The 18717-nt window shown below is 36.0% G+C and carries 17 protein-coding genes; 11 read left to right on the top strand and 6 right to left on the bottom strand.

Translation table 11 applies throughout. The features are described 5' to 3' along the window. Positions 1–38: 38 nt before the first annotated feature. The 6 genes from gyrA to dnaA form a co-directional block, all read right to left on the bottom strand. Positions 39–2543 (bottom strand): DNA gyrase subunit A, encoded by a 2505-nt coding sequence (gene gyrA, locus BFL01S_RS12905; protein WP_025907864.1) that lies wholly within the window; start codon positions 2541–2543, stop codon positions 39–41. Positions 2544–2657: 114 nt separating this feature from the next. After that, positions 2658–4574, bottom strand: a complete 1917-nt coding sequence (gyrB, locus tag BFL01S_RS12900; protein ID WP_061785904.1) for a DNA topoisomerase (ATP-hydrolyzing) subunit B — start codon at positions 4572–4574, stop codon at positions 2658–2660. Between the two features lie 222 nt (positions 4575–4796). Further along, positions 4797–5915 carry a DNA replication/repair protein RecF gene (gene recF, locus BFL01S_RS12895; protein ID WP_061785903.1) on the bottom strand — a complete coding sequence of 373 codons (1119 nt, stop codon included), beginning with the start codon at positions 5913–5915 and terminating at the stop codon, positions 4797–4799. Positions 5916–5930: 15 nt separating this feature from the next. Continuing rightward, positions 5931–6146 carry a S4 domain-containing protein YaaA gene (gene yaaA / locus BFL01S_RS12890; RefSeq protein WP_025907867.1) on the bottom strand — a complete coding sequence of 72 codons (216 nt, stop codon included), beginning with the start codon at positions 6144–6146 and terminating at the stop codon, positions 5931–5933. 103 nt (positions 6147–6249) lie between these two features. After that, positions 6250–7386, bottom strand: coding sequence for a DNA polymerase III subunit beta (dnaN, locus tag BFL01S_RS12885; RefSeq protein WP_061785902.1), 1137 nt, complete (start codon positions 7384–7386; stop codon positions 6250–6252). Positions 7387–7578: 192 nt separating this feature from the next. Continuing rightward, positions 7579–8922, bottom strand: coding sequence for a chromosomal replication initiator protein DnaA (gene dnaA / locus BFL01S_RS12880; RefSeq protein WP_025907869.1), 1344 nt, complete (start codon positions 8920–8922; stop codon positions 7579–7581). A 507-nt stretch (positions 8923–9429) separates the two neighbouring features. Here dnaA and BFL01S_RS20450 point away from each other — a divergent pair. The 11 genes from BFL01S_RS20450 to BFL01S_RS12830 form a co-directional block, all read left to right on the top strand. Continuing rightward, entirely contained in the window at positions 9430–9588 is a 159-nt protein-coding gene (locus BFL01S_RS20450; RefSeq protein WP_156474925.1) for a hypothetical protein, read from the top strand. An 81-nt stretch (positions 9589–9669) separates the two neighbouring features. Continuing rightward, a complete protein-coding gene (gene rpmH / locus BFL01S_RS12875; protein WP_025907870.1) occupies positions 9670–9804 on the top strand; it encodes a 50S ribosomal protein L34 in 135 nt (44 codons plus the stop codon). Between the two features lie 111 nt (positions 9805–9915). Continuing rightward, the gene (gene rnpA / locus BFL01S_RS12870) at positions 9916–10296 is read left to right on the top strand and encodes a ribonuclease P protein component (protein WP_025907871.1); all 381 of its coding nucleotides are present in this window, start codon (positions 9916–9918) and stop codon (positions 10294–10296) included. A gap of 87 nt (positions 10297–10383) precedes the next feature. Then, on the top strand, positions 10384–11154 hold the full coding sequence (gene spoIIIJ, locus BFL01S_RS12865; protein WP_061785901.1) for a YidC family membrane integrase SpoIIIJ: 771 nt from the start codon (positions 10384–10386) through the stop codon (positions 11152–11154). Beyond that, complete coding sequence (gene jag, locus BFL01S_RS12860; RefSeq protein WP_061785900.1) at positions 11151–11798, top strand: RNA-binding cell elongation regulator Jag/EloR; 648 nt, start codon at positions 11151–11153, stop codon at positions 11796–11798. Before spoIIIJ ends, jag begins: the two co-directional genes overlap by 4 nt. A gap of 267 nt (positions 11799–12065) precedes the next feature. After that, positions 12066–13454, top strand: a complete 1389-nt coding sequence (gene mnmE / locus BFL01S_RS12855; protein WP_061785899.1) for a tRNA uridine-5-carboxymethylaminomethyl(34) synthesis GTPase MnmE — start codon at positions 12066–12068, stop codon at positions 13452–13454. Between the two features lie 26 nt (positions 13455–13480). Continuing rightward, positions 13481–15370, top strand: coding sequence for a tRNA uridine-5-carboxymethylaminomethyl(34) synthesis enzyme MnmG (gene mnmG, locus BFL01S_RS12850; protein WP_025907875.1), 1890 nt, complete (start codon positions 13481–13483; stop codon positions 15368–15370). Between the two features lie 27 nt (positions 15371–15397). Further along, on the top strand, positions 15398–16114 hold the full coding sequence (rsmG, locus tag BFL01S_RS12845) for a 16S rRNA (guanine(527)-N(7))-methyltransferase RsmG (RefSeq protein WP_061785898.1): 717 nt from the start codon (positions 15398–15400) through the stop codon (positions 16112–16114). 143 nt (positions 16115–16257) lie between these two features. Further along, positions 16258–17133 carry a nucleoid occlusion protein gene (noc, locus tag BFL01S_RS12840; RefSeq protein ID WP_025907877.1) on the top strand — a complete coding sequence of 292 codons (876 nt, stop codon included), beginning with the start codon at positions 16258–16260 and terminating at the stop codon, positions 17131–17133. A gap of 109 nt (positions 17134–17242) precedes the next feature. Continuing rightward, on the top strand, positions 17243–18016 hold the full coding sequence (locus tag BFL01S_RS12835) for a ParA family protein (RefSeq protein ID WP_061785897.1): 774 nt from the start codon (positions 17243–17245) through the stop codon (positions 18014–18016). Beyond that, on the top strand, positions 17997–18717 hold a 721-nt coding region (locus BFL01S_RS12830; RefSeq protein ID WP_061785896.1), incomplete at its 3' end, for a ParB/RepB/Spo0J family partition protein. The genes BFL01S_RS12835 and BFL01S_RS12830, both read left to right, overlap by 20 nt.

The following is an 18717-nucleotide window of genomic DNA, read 5'->3' as shown; positions in this document are numbered from 1 at the left end:
GGGGCTGAACTACTTATGTCCCAGTCTCTTTTGCCTATTTACTCATTTTCAGGTGATTCTTCACTGGTAACGTCTAGTTCTGAGTCGACTTCTTCGTCAAGCTCCTCATCTTCTTCAGATGTTTGAACTTTTGCTACAGTAGAAACAAACTCACTATCTCCTAAACGAATCACTTTAACGCCTTGAGTGTTCCTTCCCATTTGAGAAATTCCAGAGACAGACAGACGAATTAATACACCGCTGACTGTAATTACCATAATCTCCTCTCCAGATGTTACACACTTCAATGCGACTACATCACCATTTTTATCTGTAATATTACATGTCCTTAGACCTTTACCGCCTCGAGTCTGTATGCGGTATTCATTAGCTGGTGTTCTCTTACCATATCCATTCTTTGTAATAATTAAGATATCTGATTCTTCTTCAAGAATCTCCATCCCAATTACTTCATCTTCTGAATCAAGAGTAATTCCTTTTACACCAGTTGCTGTTCTCCCCATTGAACGGACATCATTCTCATTAAAGCGAATCAACATACCATTTTTAGTACCAATAACCATATCACGTTTACCATCTGTTAGTTTTACAGAGATTAACTCATCCTCTTCTCGTAAACTTAATGCAATTAAGCCACTATTACGGATGTTTTCAAAAGAAGATAATGGGGTACGTTTTGAAATACCTTGTTTTGTTGTAAAGAATAAATACCAGTCATCAACGAACTCATCAACTCGAATAATAGCATTGACCCATTCACCTTTATCTACTTCTAATAAGTTAATAATAGGGATCCCTTTAGCAGTTCTTCCGTACTCAGGAATTTCATATCCTTTTGTTTTGTATACTTTCCCTTTATTCGTAAAGAATAAAATTGTATCGTGTGTAGAAGTTGTTAAAAGATGTTCAACAAAATCATCTTCATTGGTATTCATTCCTTGAATACCACGCCCCCCACGCTTCTGACTCTTATAAGTAGATACAGGTAATCGTTTAATATATCCGTTATGTGTTAAGCTAATAACAATATCTTGTCGCGGAATAAGATCTTCATCTTCAATAACTTCAGAACCACCCGCTATAATTTCTGTACGACGCCCATCATTAAAGCGATCTTTAACTTCTATTAATTCCTCACGAATAATTTCCAAAACTTTTTCATTATCTGCTAGGATCGCTTTTAATTCAGCAATTAAAGCTAGTAAAGATTGATACTCAGCTTCAATTTTCTCACGCTCTAACCCAGTAAGCTTTTGCAAACGCATATCTAAAATAGCCTGTGCCTGCTTTTCACTTAGTGAGAATTGTGTCATTAATCCTTCTCTAGCGATATCGGTTGTCTGAGAAGCTCTAATTAATGCAATAACCGCATCGAGATTATCTAAAGCAATCTTTAAGCCTTCTAAAATATGAGCACGTGCTTCTGCTTTTCTTAACTCAAATTCAGTACGTCTGCGAATAACAACAACTTGATGGTCTAAGTAATACTGTAGACACTGTTTTAAGTTTAAAACCTTCGGCTGCCCTTCCACTAAAGCAAGCATATTAATACCAAAGCTTGTTTGTAAAGATGTTTGTTTATATAAGTTATTTAGTAAGACATTGGCATTTGCATCTCTTCGAACTTCGATTACAATACGCATACCAGAGCGATCTGATTCATCGCGTAAATCTGTAATACCTTCAATCTTTTTATCTCTAGCAAGTTCTGCAATCTTTTCAATCAACTTCGCTTTATTTACTTGATATGGAAGCTCATTAACGATAATCGTTTGTTTTCCATTTGATTGTTCTTCAATTTCTACTTTTGCACGAATAATAATAGAGCCTTTTCCTGTTTCATAAGCTCTACGAATTCCACTAATACCTAAGATTTGACCTGCGGTTGGAAAGTCTGGGCCCGGTATGATTTCCATTAATTCTGGAATTGTAATATCTTGATTTTTACTAACAGCTAGTACCCCATCAATAACTTCTCCGAGTTGATGGGGTGGAATATTTGTTGCCATACCTACCGCAATACCCGCTGAGCCGTTTACAAGTAAGTTAGGAAACCTAGCTGGTAGTACAACCGGCTCTCGCTCAGATCCATCATAGTTATCTTGATAATCAATCGTATCTTTGTTGATATCTCTTAATAACTCCATAGAGATTTTGGACATTCTTGCTTCTGTATAACGCATCGCTGCTGCTGAATCACCATCGATAGAACCAAAGTTACCATGACCATCTACAAGCATATTGCGATAGCTGAAGTCTTGAGCCATACGCACCATTGTTTCATAGACAGCTGAGTCACCATGAGGATGGTACTTACCTATAACTTCCCCTACGATACGAGCTGATTTTTTAAATGGTTTATCCGAAGTCATACCTAAGTCATTCATCGCATATAGAATACGACGATGAACAGGTTTTAAGCCGTCACGTACATCTGGAAGCGCACGTGAAACAATAACGCTCATTGCATAATCTAAAAACGAAGAACGCATTTCTTGGCTAATGTTTACTTCTTTAATTTGAGAGTTTGGTTTATCTGACATCGATAAGAACCTCCTTCACGAAGTTCAGTATAGTAGTTCACATATGTAAACGCAGGATAGAAATCCCTCTACCCTGCCATTTAACATTCTTTTTAATTCTAAAAAATATCTTGTTTAGATATCTAAATTCTTAACGTATTTTGCATTTTCTTCAATGAAGTTACGGCGTGGTTCAACCTTGTCGCCCATTAAAATTTCAAATGTTTCATCTGCTTCAATCGCATCCTGTAAGTTAACTTGTAGAAGCGTACGCGTATCTGGATCCATTGTTGTTTCCCACAGCTGCTCTGGATTCATCTCCCCTAGACCTTTATAACGCTGTAGGTTAGGTTTAGATCCTTCTGAGAACGTTGGCAGGAGCTCTTCTAGCTGTTTATCGTTATACGCATATTCTACGCGTTTCCCTTGTGAGATCTTATATAATGGCGGCTGTGCAATGTATACATAACCGGACTCAATAATTTGTCTCATGTAGCGATAGAAGAATGTTAATAACAGCGTACGAATATGAGCTCCATCGACATCAGCATCTGTCATAATTACAAGTTTGTGATAACGTGCCTTAGAAATATCAAAATCTTCTCCAATACCTGTACCTAATGCCGTGATAATTGTACGAATCTCGTTATTAGATAAAATTTTATCTAGTCTTGCCTTTTCAACGTTAATAATTTTACCACGCAAAGGTAGGATAGCTTGGAAATGACGACTACGCCCTTGTTTAGCAGAACCACCTGCAGAATCACCCTCTACAATGTACAATTCACTGATGGAAGGATCCTTTGAAGAGCAATCTGCTAATTTACCAGGTAGATTTGAGATCTCCAATGCGCTTTTTCTTCTTGTTAATTCTCTTGCTTTTTTAGCTGCCATTCGAGCACGTGCTGCCATAACACCTTTTTCAACAATTTTCTTAGCTACTACTGGATTTTCTAGTAGGTAAGTTTCAAAGTGCTCTGCAAATACAGAATCAGTAATAGTTCTTGCTTCACTATTCCCTAATTTTGTTTTTGTTTGACCTTCAAATTGAGGGTCTGGATGTTTAATTGAAATGATTGCAGTAATTCCCTCACGTACATCTTCACCTGTAAGGTTTGTATCGCTATCTTTAAACATATTGTTCTTACGGGCATAATCATTAATAGCACGTGTTAAAGCTGTTTTAAAGCCGGCTTCATGTGTACCACCTTCATAGGTATGAATGTTATTTGCAAAAGAATACAGATTGCTTGTATAGCTATCATTGTATTGAATAGCAATCTCAACTGAAATACTGTCGCGATTTCCCTCAATATAGATTGGCTCTTCATGTACAACTTCTTTTGAACGATTTAAATGTTCAACATATGATTTAATACCACCTTCATAATGGTATTCACGCACTTTGTTTTCTTCACGTTTATCTTCAATCGTAATTTTAATTCCACGATTTAAGAAAGCCAATTCACGTAATCGGTTTGCCAATGTATCAAAATCATACTCTAACGTTTCGTTAAAAATTTCACCGTCTGGCTGAAAGTGGATAACTGTACCAGTTTTATCAGTTTCACCAGTTACTTCTAAATCTGCTACGGGAACACCTCGTTCAAATTTTTGATAATGTACTTTCCCGTCTCGGTGTACATTTACTTCTAGGTAAGTGGAAAGCGCATTTACAACAGATGCTCCTACACCGTGTAGACCACCTGAAACTTTATATCCGCCACCGCCAAATTTACCGCCAGCGTGAAGAACGGTTAAGATAACTTCAACAGCAGGTCGTCCCATTTTTTCATGCATACCAACAGGAATTCCACGCCCATTATCTTTAACTGTGATGCTATTATCTTTCTCAATTATGACATTGATTTCATCACAATAACCAGCTAACGCTTCATCGATACTATTATCAACAATTTCCCATACGAGGTGGTGTAAACCCTTAGCACTCGTAGAGCCGATATACATTCCCGGACGTTTTCGTACTGCTTCTAATCCTTCTAACACTTGTATTTGGTCAGCATCATATGATTGCTTTTCTTTTTGTTCCATTGCCAAATGTATCACCTACACTTTTCATTAACAGCGAACTGTTTATAATTGTATTCTTTTTAACGTATCTTAAATAATTGAATGGAAACCACTTAGGAGCTTCAGACAAGCAAAACTCATCTTTCGTATTTTTGAGGGTAAGCTTTAAAACATTAGACTTAAAACTATAATGATATCATACTTTGTTAAAATTAACGTTGAAAAGCTATCAGTATGAAAAAACTATTTAATTTTTTGTATGACCCCAGCCTCTACCTCAAACGTAGCGGCTTTGTCTAAAGTTTCATGATGAATTCCTTCAATACTGGTGGTTGTCACAAATGTTTGAACCTTTCCCTGTATCGTGTTTAACAAGTGAGACTGACGGAAATCATCAAGCTCAGATAAAACATCGTCTAGTAATAAAATGGGATACTCGCCAATCTCTTGATTAATTAGCTCAATCTCCGCCAATTTTAAAGACAAAGCCGTTGTACGCTGTTGCCCTTGGGACCCAAAGGTTTGAACATCTTTTTCATTGACGTAAAATAGCAGGTCATCTCGGTGAGGACCAATTAAGGTAACGCCTCTATCAATTTCTCTACTCTTTATTTTATCAAATTTTTCATGATATGCTTCTATCATTTTCGACAAATCTGCATCTTCTGATACATCAATCGAATTTTTATACTCGATACGCAGATTTTCAAGCCCTCTGCTAATGCCAAAATGAATGGGTTCTGCCCATTTTTGCAAAAGCTGCAAAAATTCAAATCGCTTTTTTAAAATACGAGCTGCTACTTCTGTAAGCTGAGCAGTTAAGATATCAAGCAAAGATAGGTCAGATTGCTTTCGTGTTTGAAGTTGCTTTAAATATTGATTCCTGTGCTGTAAAACTTTTTGATATTTGCTTAAGTCATGCATGTATACAGGGGAAACTTGGCCAATCTCCATATCAATAAACCTTCTCCGCACTTGGGGACTACCCTTCACCAGGTTCAAATCCTCAGGAGCAAACATAACCGTATTCATAGCACCAATGTATTGACTTAACTTTTGTTGCTCAATGTAATTATATTTTGCTTTTTTACCTTTTGTTGAAATGATTAAATCCAACGTCACAGGACCGCGCTCTTTTTCTACAACACCAGAAATCTTTGCAAATTCACTTTCCCATTTGATCAATTCTTTATCGTTGGAGGTACGATGTGACTTTGCCATTGATAAAACAAAGATTGATTCCATAATGTTTGTTTTCCCTTGCGCATTTTCTCCTAGAATGACATTTACTTTGTTTTCAAAAGCAACCGTTGTTTTTTCATAATTACGATAGTTTGTTAACGCAAGTTCTTTAATGTACAAACCATTCACCAACTCTTAAGATATAATGATAAACTCACCCATATCTGGGATTATTACTTCATCGCCTGGATATAGCTTTCGACCACGGCGTTCCTCTAACTCACCGTTCACATAAACTTCATGCTCACTTAAAAACCATTTCACCATTCCACCAGTCTGAATAACATCAGCTAGTTTTAAAAACTGACCTAATGTAATATGTTCCGTTGAAATCTGAATTTCTGTTGTCATCATATTCCGCTCACTTCCCTAATTGTTTTATCTATCATTATTCTACTAAATAATTGTCCTTGAGAAAAGAAAGCTACTAGAAACAACCTAGTAGCTTTCAACATCAATATGTTCTAACCGGCAGAATTAGCTGTAGCATTGAGTCATTCTCTAATGTTCGAATAACAAATGGACGCATTGCTCCGGTAAAGTTAATTTTAATATCTGTACCTTCAAGAGCTTTTAATGCATCAAGCATATACTTTGCACTAAACGAAATCTTTAAATCTTCTCCCACAATTGATTCACTTTGAACTTCTTCAATAACTTTACCGATTTCTGGAGAATTTGATGAGATTTCAATAATCCCGTCTGGTAAAGTTGATAATTTTACTACGTTATTACGTCCTTCTCTCGCTAAAAGCGAAGCACGATCAATAGACTGAAGAAACTCTTTAACGTTTAAAACAACGTCTGTCTTACTGTCAGCTGGGATAAGACGAGAAGTATCTGGGTAATTCCCATCTAGTAGACGTGAGAAGAACAGAAGATGTTTCGTTTTAAATAAAACTTGATTTTCAGTCATAACAATATCAACCAGTTCATTGGAATCATCTAGAATTTTACTAAATTCGTTTAAACTTTTTCCTGGAATAACAACATTGTAAGAAACATCATTTTCAGATTGAATATTTGCTTTACGTAAGGCTAAACGGTGGCTATCTGTTGCAATACACGTTAGTGCTTTGCCTTCCACTTTCCAGTTTACACCTGTCAAGATAGGGCGTGTTTCTGAGGTGGACACAGCAAAGACAGTTTGTCGAATCATGTTTTTAAGTAAATCTGTAGGAATTCTAAATACGTTATTTTCTTCGATTTGTGGTAGATGTGGATACTCTTCAGCATCTAAACCATTTAAATTAAACTCTGCTTTTCCAGAACGAATAATTGTTAAAAACAAATTTTGAACATCTAGCTCTACAACTTCTTTTGGCAATTTCTTTACGATTTCACTGAAGAAACGAGCAGGTAAAACGACACTTCCTGTCTTCTCTATTTCTACAATTTCTTTTCCATCTTCTTCTTTTGGGATAAATGATTCAATGGAGATATCAGAATCGCTCCCAGTAAGAGTCACTCCTTCTTCTGTTGTAACAATTTTAATTCCTGTCAAAATAGGGATCGTTGTCCGAGATGAAACAGCCTTCATTACATCTTGAACACTTTGAACTAGGTAGTCTTTTTGAATTTTAAATTTCATGAAATCCTTCCTCCTTTTTATTTTAAAAGTCGGTTTAAACAGCTTATTAATTTATTATAAAAAAAGTAGTAGTAGTAATAGGGCGTGTGGAAATGTGGATAACCCCTTAAAACGCCAGTACACAGCCTATCCACCTGTGGACAGACTGTGTACAATCCTATCTCACTTATACACAAAAAACAAGAGAAAAAATTAGATCTTTAAAGAGTCACTGATTTCTTTAATATGTTTTTGGAGCTGTGAATCAGTTTGAACCAACTTTGAAATCTTTTCATGAGCATGGATAACCGTGGTGTGGTCTCTTCCCCCAAATTCTTCGCCAATCTTTGGTAATGAGAAGTCTGTGAGCTCACGAGATAGATACATTGCAATCTGTCTTGGAAATGCTACAGATTTTGTGCGTTTCTTGGCTTTGAAGTCTTCAAGCTTTACATTAAACTGCTGTCCGACTATTTGTTGGATATCTTGAATGGTAATAATTTTTGGCTTTGAACTCGGAATAATATCTTTTAAAGCTTCAGCAGCCAAGTCTGCATTGATATCTTTATTAATTAATGAGGAGTATGCTACTACACGGATTAAAGCACCCTCTAATTCACGGATGTTTGAGTCGATTTGATTAGCAATATAAAGCATTACTTCATTAGGAATTACTAACCCATCAGCTTTTGCTTTTTTACGTAAAATAGCAATCCTCGTTTCAAGATCTGGTGGCGTAATGTCTGTAATCAAACCCCATTCAAACCTAGAGCGAAGACGATCTTCTAAAGTTGGTATCTCTTTTGGTGGTCTATCGCTTGAAATAACAATTTGTTTACTTTCTTCATGTAACGTATTAAACGTATGGAAAAATTCTTCTTGAGTTTGTTCTTTACCAGCTAAAAATTGAATATCATCTATAAGTAAAACGTCGACATTTCTATACTTATTACGAAACTCCACCGCTTTGTTGTCACGAATTGAGTTAATAAATTCATTGGTGAATTTCTCAGAAGATAGGTATACAACTTTTGCATCTGGATTATGATCAAGCACATAGTGACCTATTGCGTGCATGAGGTGGGTTTTTCCAAGCCCTACTCCCCCATAAATAAAAAGTGGATTGTAAGCTTTGGCTGGTGCTTCTGCAACTGCTAAGGAAGCAGCATGAGCAAAGCGGTTACCAGAACCAATAACAAAAGTATCAAACGTGTATTTGGAATTAAGCATACTTTGTGGGAATTCATGTCCATCTTCTTTGCTTACATTCTTTTTAGGAGGAGTTAAATCAAACTCTTCTTCAGATTGATTTAAAGGGATAATAAATTTTACATCTAGTTCTTCCCCGGTCAAATCGTACAATGTTTCAGCAATTAAGTTAGAATACCTAGACTCTAGCCAATCTCTGGCAAAGTCATTCGGCGCTGTGATAATAAGTGTATCACCTTGTAGAGCGTGAGCTTTTGTTGATTTTAACCATGTTTCAAAACTTGGTTTACTCAACTTCTTTTCAATTTCAGCTAATGCTCCGTTCCATAAATCATGAATATTTTCCAAAGAAGTCAGCCTCCTTTTCCATTAAAATAACGACTTGTACAAGTTTTGTACAAGTGACAAAAACGTTTATGCATAAAAAATTTATATTTATTCAATTGCTATTATGTGGGTAAATATATATTATAGAAGAAAAGCAACTATTCGACATATTCCACATATTGTGGATAACAGTTCATAACAAGGGTGGAAAACATGTCCACAACTTTTCCACAATATGTGGATAACAATGATATGTGGAAAAGTAATTAAGAGTGAAAACAAAAATATAATATCAAAGAATAACGGTTGTTGCAACGGATTTTCGAAACTTATCCACAATCACTACACCTTGTGGAGTAAAGTTTTCCACAACACAAGATGATGTGTACCACTTGTAGATAAGCAAAGTGGATTGTTAAATTTGTCGAAAAAACTTATCCACAGTACAAAAAACGACTTTTTATGAATAAAATCTTAGAAAAATGTCGTAGTTTTGTTTAAGAGGTTAAAAATGAGGAAGAGATTGAGTTGATCGGTAGTTTAAGTAGAGATAGAGATCTGTCTATAAAAAAGAAGAAGGAAAGTATCGATTTTCTATGGACAAGTAGACAGCAACAATATTACAATGAAGAAGATTTTAAGAAGAATGTTGAGAAGGATTTAGAAAAAGCATTTATTATTTTATAAATAACATTGCAATTTCTACTTATTTTCATTATAATTGTTAGGACTGTCTTTTTCAGTTATTCCTCGAGGAGGTGTTTATAGATGAAAAGAACTTACCAACCAAACAGACGTAAGCGTAGTAAGGTACACGGTTTCCGCTCTCGTATGAGCTCAGCAAACGGACGTAAAGTTTTAGCTCGTCGTCGTCGTAAAGGAAGAAAAGTATTATCAGCATAATAGACCACTGAGACGTCAGTGGTCTTTTTTTCACTTAATGGACAAGTTTGCCTCTAATCCTTTATGGAATTCATGGTGGAAACGTGCCTGAAAAAGGGTAGGAGTGTTAAAATGAAAAAAAAATACCGGATCAAGAAAAATGAAGAGTTTCAAAAGGTTTTTCAAAAAGGACATTCATTTGCGAACCGTCAATTTGTTATATATGTACTAGATCAACCAGAACTTCAGCATTTCCGTGTGGGTTTTTCCGTCGGTAAAAAAATTGGAAACGCTGTTACTCGAAATCGAGTGAAGCGACTAGCTCGTCAGGTCATGTTTGAAATTGCACCATATCTCAAACAAGATAAAGACTATATTGTGATAGCTAGAAAGCCAGCAGCAGAGATGGAATATGAAGAAGTTAAAAAAAGTTTACAGCATGTGTTTAAAAGAGCAAAGCTTTATCAGCATAGGCTCAATAGTTCACGAACTGAGGAAAAGAACTCACAATAAATGTTGTTTTTCTACTATATCCTTATATAATGGTGTTTGACAAACTCTCAGTTTTGGGAGTTGGAATTTATTAAAGGAGGAGCAAAGGTGAGAAAGAAAGTTTTACTAGGAATTACACTTGCCTTTCTTTTGACGGTTTTGGCTGGATGTACGGAAATTAATCAGCCGATTACTGCTGATAGCAAAGGTTTTTGGAATGAGTATGTCGTTTATCCGCTTTCTATGGTAATTGTATACTTTGCGAATTTACTTGGTAGCTACGGTTTTTCCATCGTTATTGTTACTATTCTAATTCGATTATTAATTTTACCTTTAATGGTTAAACAAATGAAAAATACAAAAGCAATGCAGGTTTTGCAACCTGAAATGCAAAAGTTAAAGGAAAAGTATAGCTCAAAAGATGCAAAAACTCAGCAAAAGTTACAGCAAGAGACGATGCAGCTTTTCCAAAAGTACAATGTAAACCCTTTAGCAGGTTGTTTTCCAATCTTAATTCAGATGCCTATTTTAATTGGTATCTTCCATGCTATTACTAGAACGGAAGAGATTGCAAATAACAGCTTTTTATGGTTTGATTTAGGGTCACGTGATCCGTATTTTGCATTACCAATCATTGCGGGTATTACAACATTTATTCAGCAGAAAATGATGATGGCAGGAAATGCAAATCAGAATCCTCAAATGGCAATGCTTCTATGGTTAATGCCAATCATGATTGTAGTCTTTGCAATTAACTTCCCGGCAGCTCTATCATTATACTGGGTTGTGGGAAATATCTTTATGATTGTACAGACGTACTTCATCAAAGGACCAGACTTAAAAGCAGGTTCTCCTGCCTCTCAAGGAGCTAAAAAATGAAAGATATAACGGTAACAGCTCCAACTGTTGAGGAAGCCGTCAATCAAGCTCTTTCAAAATTAAATATTTCAAAAGAAAAAGCAGAGATTACCATTATTGAACAAGGTAAGAAAGGTTTTTTAGGAATTTTTAAAGGGAAGCCTTTTGTTGTTCATGTAAAAAAAATAATAGATCCTGTTGAAGAAGCTGTAGCATATATTAACGATGTGACAGCGCAAATGGGAATTGAAACAGCAATTGAAGTGAAAAAAACCTCAAGACAATGTGAAATTCATATTTCAAGCTCTTCAATTGGTCTATTAATCGGTAAGCGTGGACAAACGATTAACGCGCTCCAGCTTTTAACACAACTGGTAGCAAACCGTTATAGCAAATATTATTTTAAAATTACTTTGAATGCAGAGAATTACCGTGAGAGAAGAGAAGAAACGCTGGTTCAGTTAGCAGAAAAAATGGCCCATCAAGTACTACGTACAAATCGATCAGTGCAGTTGGAAACTATGCCTGCACATGAGCGAAAAGTTATTCATCAAGCACTTGCTAAGAATAAAAAAGTAGAGACTTTATCTGTTGGAGAAGAACCAAAGCGATGTGTACTCATGCGTCCTGCACATTCAGTCTTTAAAAGTACTAATCACAAGTGATTAGTACTTTTTTTATGTTTAAAAAAACAAAAACGAAAGATAGCAATTGTTATTCACATGTGGATAAGTTAAAATAATACGTACTGTTTATTTTGAGATTGTGCATAACTACTATTCATTTTTTTATTGATTGAATTGTGGTATCCTAGTTAGTTGATTGCCTTAATTTTAATAAGGCATGTTTTTGTTTTTATAAAAATGTGAACGATAGTAAAAAATCGTTTTAATAATAGTATAACTAGTCCAAAGGGATGAGGTGAAACTCAAATGTTAGATTTTGATACTATTGCTGCAATTTCTACTCCAATGGGAGAAGGAGCAATTGCGATTGTAAGATTAAGTGGAGAAGAAGCGGTAAGTATTGCAAATCGTATTTTTAAGAGTGTTTCAAATAAAAGCTTAAATGAAGTACCTTCTCATACCATTCATTATGGTCATATCGTTGATCCTAAAAATGGACAAACGATTGAAGAGGTGATGCTTTCTATTATGAAAGGCCCTAAAACGTTTACGAGAGAAGACATTATTGAGATTAACTGCCATGGTGGAATTGTTTCAGTTAATCGTGTGTTACAGCTTGTTTTGGCAAATGGTGCACGCCTGGCAGAACCAGGAGAGTTTACCAAACGTGCTTTTTTAAATGGTCGTATTGATTTATCACAGGCGGAAGCTGTTATGGATTTAATTCGTGCTAAAACAGATAAAGCGATGAATGTAGCGATTGGACAGATGGAAGGTCGACTTTCTAATTTAATCCGCCGTTTACGTCAAGAAATCCTTGAAACGCTTGCTCATGTGGAAGTAAATATTGATTATCCTGAATATGATGATGTGGAAGAAATGACACATCGTGTATTAATTGAAAAAGCTACTCGAGTTCGAAATGAGATTGATAATCTTCTACAAACATCTCAACAAGGTAAAATTTTGCGTGAAGGCTTAGCAACAGTGATTGTAGGTCGTCCAAACGTTGGAAAATCTTCGCTATTGAATAGCTTAGTTCAAGACACTAAGGCAATTGTAACGGACATTCCTGGAACTACCCGCGATGTAATTGAGGAATATGTCAATGTTCGTGGTGTACCTCTACGACTGGTAGATACAGCTGGAATTCGTGAAACAGAAGATATTGTTGAGCGAATTGGAGTAGAGCGTTCAAGACAATATTTAAAAGAAGCGGATTTAATCTTACTTGTTCTCAATTACAATGAGGAATTAACAGCTGAAGATCGTAAGCTATTTGAAGCAGTTAAAGGAATGGACTACATTGTTATTGTTAATAAGACAGACTTAGAACAAAAGTTAGATATGGAAGAAGTAAAAAATCTTGCTGGAAGTCGTTCAGTTGTCACAACTTCCTTGTTGCAAGAACAAGGGATTTCAGAGCTAGAAGAAGCTATTTCTTCTTTGTTCTTTACGGGAACAATTGAATCACAAGATTTAACGTATTTATCAAACACAAGACATATTGCATTATTAGCACAAGCTCAAAACGCAATCAATGAAGCAATTGAAGGTATTGAAAGCGGAATTCCAATTGATATTGTTCAAATTGATTTAACAAGAACGTGGGAGCTCCTTGGAGAAATTATTGGTGATGCTGTACATGAAAGTTTAATTGATCAGTTATTTTCTCAATTTTGTCTTGGAAAATAAAAAATCGTTAAAAGGAGGTTATTCTTATGCATTATGAAGGTGGACAATATGATGTGATTGTTGTTGGAGCTGGCCATGCCGGGTGTGAAGCTGCACTAGCATCTGCAAGAATGGGCGCAAAAACATTAGCTTTAACAATTAATTTAGATATGGTTGCATTCATGCCGTGTAATCCATCTGTAGGTGGTCCGGCAAAAGGAATTGTAGTAAGAGAGATTGATGCACTTGGTGGAGAAATGGGACGAAATATTGATAAAACGCACATTCAAATGAGAATGTTGAATACAGGTAAAGGTCCCGCTGTACGAGCTTTACGAGCACAAGCAGATAAATTCGCTTATCAACATGAAATGAAAAAAACACTTGAAAATGAAAAGAACCTAACACTTGTTCAAGGGATGGTTGAAAAATTAATCGTTGAAGATGGTGTTTGTACAGGAGTAGTGACACAAACAGGAGCGGAATATAAAGCAAAAACAGTTGTTATTACAACGGGTACGTTCCTTCGTGGAGAAATTATTTTAGGGGAACTGAAGTATTCAAGTGGTCCTAATAATCAACAGCCGGCTATTAAGTTATCGGAACACTTAGAAGAGATTGGTTTAGAGATGGTACGCTTTAAAACGGGTACTCCTCCGCGTGTTAACAGCCAGACGATTGATTACAGTAAAACGGAGATTCAGCCTGGTGATGATGTGCCACGCGCTTTTTCATATGAAACAACACAATTTATTATGGATCAACTACCTTGTTGGTTAACATATACAAGTGAAACAACTCATCAAATTATTGACGATAACCTTCACTTATCACCGATGTATTCTGGAATGATTAAAGGGACAGGTCCACGTTATTGTCCTTCAATTGAAGATAAGGTTGTTCGCTTTAATGATAAACCACGCCATCAAATTTTCTTAGAGCCTGAAGGCCGCCACACTCAAGAAGTTTATGTACAAGGTTTATCAACAAGCTTACCAGAACATGTTCAACGTAAGATGCTTGAAACAATTCCTGGGTTAGAAAAAGCTCAGTTAATGCGTGCTGGTTATGCGATTGAGTACGATGCTATTGTACCAACACAACTATGGCCAACATTAGAAACAAAACAAGTGAAAAACCTTTATACAGCAGGTCAAATTAATGGAACATCTGGTTATGAAGAAGCGGCGGGTCAGGGTCTGCTTGCTGGTATTAATGCTGGTTGTCGCGCTTTAGGTAAGGAAGAGCTAATTTTAGGTCGAGCAGATGCTTACATTGGGGTTTTAATCGATGATTTAGTAACAAAGGGTACAAATGAACCTTATCGTTTATTAACATCACGCGCAGAATATCGTTTACTTCTCCGCCATGATAATGCAGATTTACGCTTAACGGATGTTGGATATAAAATCGGTCTAATTAGCGAAGAGCGCTATGCTTCGTTCCAAGCTAAAAAGGCAGAGATTGAAGCTGAAAAAAATCGTCTGCATGCTGCAATCATTAAGCCGAATGAACACGTACAAAGCGTAATTAGAAGCGCAGGTGGTAGTGAATTAAAAGACGGTATTCGTGCCCTTGAGCTGCTAAGAAGACCAGAGATGACATATGATCATATTAGCCAACTTGTCCCTGCAGAAACGGAAATTCATCCAGAAGTAGCTGAGCAGGTTGAAATTCAAACGAAGTATGAAGGTTATATCCAAAAATCATTGCAGCAAGTCGAACGTTTGAAGAAATTAGAAAACAAAAAAATTCCGGATTTAATTGATTATGACGCTATTCATGGTTTAGCTAACGAAGCGCGTCAGAAATTAAAAGAAGTACGGCCTCTAACAGTAGCCCAAGCATCACGTATTTCCGGAGTTAACCCAGCAGATATTTCAATTCTTCTGGTTTATATCGAACAAGGTAAAATTGCAAAAGTTTCAAACGACTAATCTATTTGTAAAAGAAAGGGTAACGCGATGAATATTTCACAGTTTCAACAGTTGCTAGAGGAGAAAGGAATTACTCTTTCTTCCTCTCAGCTGGATCAATTTGAACGTTACTATAAAATTCTCGTTGAGTGGAATGAAAAAATGAACTTAACAGCTATTACAGAACATGGTGAAGTGTATGAAAAGCATTTCTATGATTCTGTATCAGCAGCTTTCTTTCAAGATTTTCATTCTATTGAGAGTGTTTGTGATGTAGGAGCGGGTGCTGGTTTTCCAAGTATTCCATTAAAAATCTGCTTCCCTCATCTTCACGTTACAATTGTGGACTCGTTAAAAAAACGAATTACATTTTTAACACATTTAACGGAAGAGCTAGGTCTTGAAAATGTGTCACTTTATCATGATCGAGCAGAGGAGTTTGGAAAAAAAGCAGGAATTCGTGAATCTTTTGACTTAGTAACAGCTAGAGCTGTAGCGCGTATTTCAGTTTTAAATGAATTCTGCCTACCTCTTGTAAAGGAAAACGGTCGATTTATTGCAATGAAGGGATCTTCTGCACCCGATGAATTAAAAAATGGTGAAAAATCTTTTAAAGTGTTAGGTGGAAAAGTGCAAAAAATTGAACATTTCCAGTTGCCATTTGAACAAAGTGAGCGTTATATTGTTTTAGTAGACAAAGTAACAAAAACGCCAAAGAAATATCCAAGAAAACCAGGAATGCCTATTAAATCACCACTCGAATAAGTGGGATAAAAGGCACTCTAATGTAAAGAATGTTTCTTAAGAAACATTCTTTACATTAACATTTTCCTAGAGCAAAGAAGGATATTAACGACAAATATCGAATTAGTTTTAAGGCGGGATTTTCCTGAAGGTGGTGTAGGATTATGAAATCTGCTTTTTCACGTTTTTTTAATTTAAAAGAAAAAGATGAAGCTATCTCGGTAGCCTCAGAAAAACCTCAAATTGAAAATGTCGAAAAAGTTTTAAAAGATGAAGTAAAGCAAATTTTGGTTTCAAGTATTACTCCCAATCGCTATCAGCCACGTACGGTTTTTAATCAATCTAAAATAGAAGAGCTGGCACTTACTATTCATACACATGGTATTATACAACCAATTGTTGTTCGACCAGTCGGTGATAATGAGTATGAGTTAATTGCTGGTGAGCGTCGCTGGCGAGCAGTTCAGTCACTTGGTTGGGAAAGAGTTCCTGCTATTATAAAAGATTTTAATGATACTGAGACAGCGTCAGTAGCATTAATTGAAAATTTACAAAGAGAAGAGTTAACGGCGATTGAAGAGGCATTAGCCTATGCGAAATTATTAGAGTTACATAATCTTACGCAAGAAGCGCTTGCTCAGCGACTAGGCAAAGGCCAATCAACGATTGCGAATAAACTTCGATTATTAAAACTTCCTTCTCTTGTACAAGACGCTATTAAACAAAAACTAATTACAGAAAGACATGCACGAGCACTTATTCCTCTTAAAAATGAAGAAAAGCAACTTCAGCTTTTGAATGACATTATAGAGGGTAAGCTTAATGTTAAACAAACGGAAGAACGTGTAGCTAAATTATTGGAAACACAGGTGAAAAAGCCACGGGCAAAACGAAAAGCATTTAGTAAAGATACTCGTATTGCTATGAACACAATTCGTCAGTCTTTAACAATGGTTAATGATAGTGGAATTAAGTTGAATACAGAAGAAGAGGAATTTGAGGAGTACTATCAGTTTACGATTAAAATTCCAAAGAAATAAAGATTAAAATAATCCTCATCCGTTTACGATGAGGCTTTTTTATAATTAGTCTAAGCACTAAATGAAAGTAAGAACAACAATTGGATAGGAAATGAAAGCAGGTGACAACTTGGGGAAAATAGTGGCGGTTGCTAATCAAAAAGGTGGAGTTGGAAAAACGACTACTGCTGTCAATCTAGGTGCATGTTTAGCGCAGCATGGTCAAAAAGTACTGTTAGTAGATGGTGATCCGCAAGGAAACGCAACAAGCGGTGTAGGAATTGAAAAAGCAGATGTAGATGCTTGTGTCTATAATGTTGTTGTAGAAGATATGGATACAAAGCAGGTCATTTGTCCAACAGCTGTTGAAAACTTATCAATTATCCCTGCAACAATTCAATTAGCAGGTGCAGAAATTGAGCTTGTTTCAACTATTTCCAGGGAAGTACGCTTAAAAAGGGCATTAGAAACAGTGAAAGATCAATATGATTATATTATTATTGATTGCCCTCCTTCTTTAGGTTTATTGACATTAAACGCCTTAACAGCAGCAGACTCAGTATTGATTCCTGTTCAGTGTGAATATTATGCGTTAGAAGGTCTAAGTCAGCTACTCAACACAGTAAGATTAGTACAAAAACATTTAAATCATCACCTTCGAATTGAAGGTGTCCTATTAACAATGTTAGATGCACGCACAAATTTAGGACTCCAAGTTACTGCTGAGGTAAAAAAGTATTTCCAAGAACGTGTTTACCAAACGATTATTCCAAGAAATGTTCGTCTTAGTGAAGCACCTAGCCATGGTGCACCAGTTATTTTATATGATGCAAAGTCTAGAGGGGCTGCGGTATACATGGAACTTGCGAAGGAAGTGATATATAATGGCGAAAGGATTAGGTAAAGGGATTAATGCCTTATTTTCAGGGTTAGATACACAAGCTACTGATTCGATTCAGGATATCGATATCAACGAACTAAGGCCAAACCCTTATCAACCGCGTAAAACGTTCCAGCAAGAAGCAATCGAGGAGTTAAAGCAGTCCATTTTACACCATGGCATTCTACAACCGATTGTTGCTAGAAGAAGTATTAAAGGATATGAGATTCTAGCTGGAGAACGTAGATTTAGAGCAGCAAAAGAAGCGAATTTAACAACCGTTCCTGTTATTGTAAAAGATTTTTCGGAAAAGCAAATGATGGAGCTAGCACTGCTTGAGAATCTACAGCGTGAGGACTTAACTCCAATTGAAGAAGCAATGGCCTATCACCTTCTTATTGAAAAACTTGATATGACACAAGAGCAATTAGCAGCTCGCTTAGGAAAAAGTCGACCGCATATTGCGAATTATTTACGCTTGTTACAGCTTCCAGAAGAAGTACAAATGCTCATTTCAAGTAACGAAATTTCAATGGGACACGGCCGTACATTAGCCGGATTAAAAAACAAATCATTACTTCCAAAAGTAATTGAAAAAATAAAAAAAGAGCATTTAAATGTTCGACAATTAGAAGTTTATGTATCACAGCTCAACCAATCCGTTTCACGTGAAACAGATAAAGAAAAAGCTAAAAAAACAAAAGATATTTTTATTAAAGAAAATC

The sequence above is a fragment of the Priestia flexa NBRC 15715 genome (genome assembly GCF_001591565.1).
Lineage (GTDB): Bacteria > Bacillota > Bacilli > Bacillales > Bacillaceae_H > Priestia > Priestia flexa.
This window is presented reverse-complemented; position numbering and strand designations above follow the sequence as displayed.

Coding starts and splice junctions, on each gene's coding strand:
- gyrB (WP_061785904.1), bottom strand. CDS start 4,574: ATGGAACAAAAAGAAAAGCAATCATATGATGCTGACCAAATACAAGTG.
- mnmG (WP_025907875.1), top strand. CDS start 13,481: ATGCATTATGAAGGTGGACAATATGATGTGATTGTTGTTGGAGCTGGC.
- gyrA (WP_025907864.1), bottom strand. CDS start 2,543: ATGTCAGATAAACCAAACTCTCAAATTAAAGAAGTAAACATTAGCCAA.
- noc (WP_025907877.1), top strand. CDS start 16,258: ATGAAATCTGCTTTTTCACGTTTTTTTAATTTAAAAGAAAAAGATGAA.
- mnmE (WP_061785899.1), top strand. CDS start 12,066: ATGTTAGATTTTGATACTATTGCTGCAATTTCTACTCCAATGGGAGAA.
- rnpA (WP_025907871.1), top strand. CDS start 9,916: ATGAAAAAAAAATACCGGATCAAGAAAAATGAAGAGTTTCAAAAGGTT.
- yaaA (WP_025907867.1), bottom strand. CDS start 6,146: ATGACAACAGAAATTCAGATTTCAACGGAACATATTACATTAGGTCAG.
- rpmH (WP_025907870.1), top strand. CDS start 9,670: ATGAAAAGAACTTACCAACCAAACAGACGTAAGCGTAGTAAGGTACAC.
- rsmG (WP_061785898.1), top strand. CDS start 15,398: ATGAATATTTCACAGTTTCAACAGTTGCTAGAGGAGAAAGGAATTACT.
- dnaN (WP_061785902.1), bottom strand. CDS start 7,386: ATGAAATTTAAAATTCAAAAAGACTACCTAGTTCAAAGTGTTCAAGAT.
- jag (WP_061785900.1), top strand. CDS start 11,151: ATGAAAGATATAACGGTAACAGCTCCAACTGTTGAGGAAGCCGTCAAT.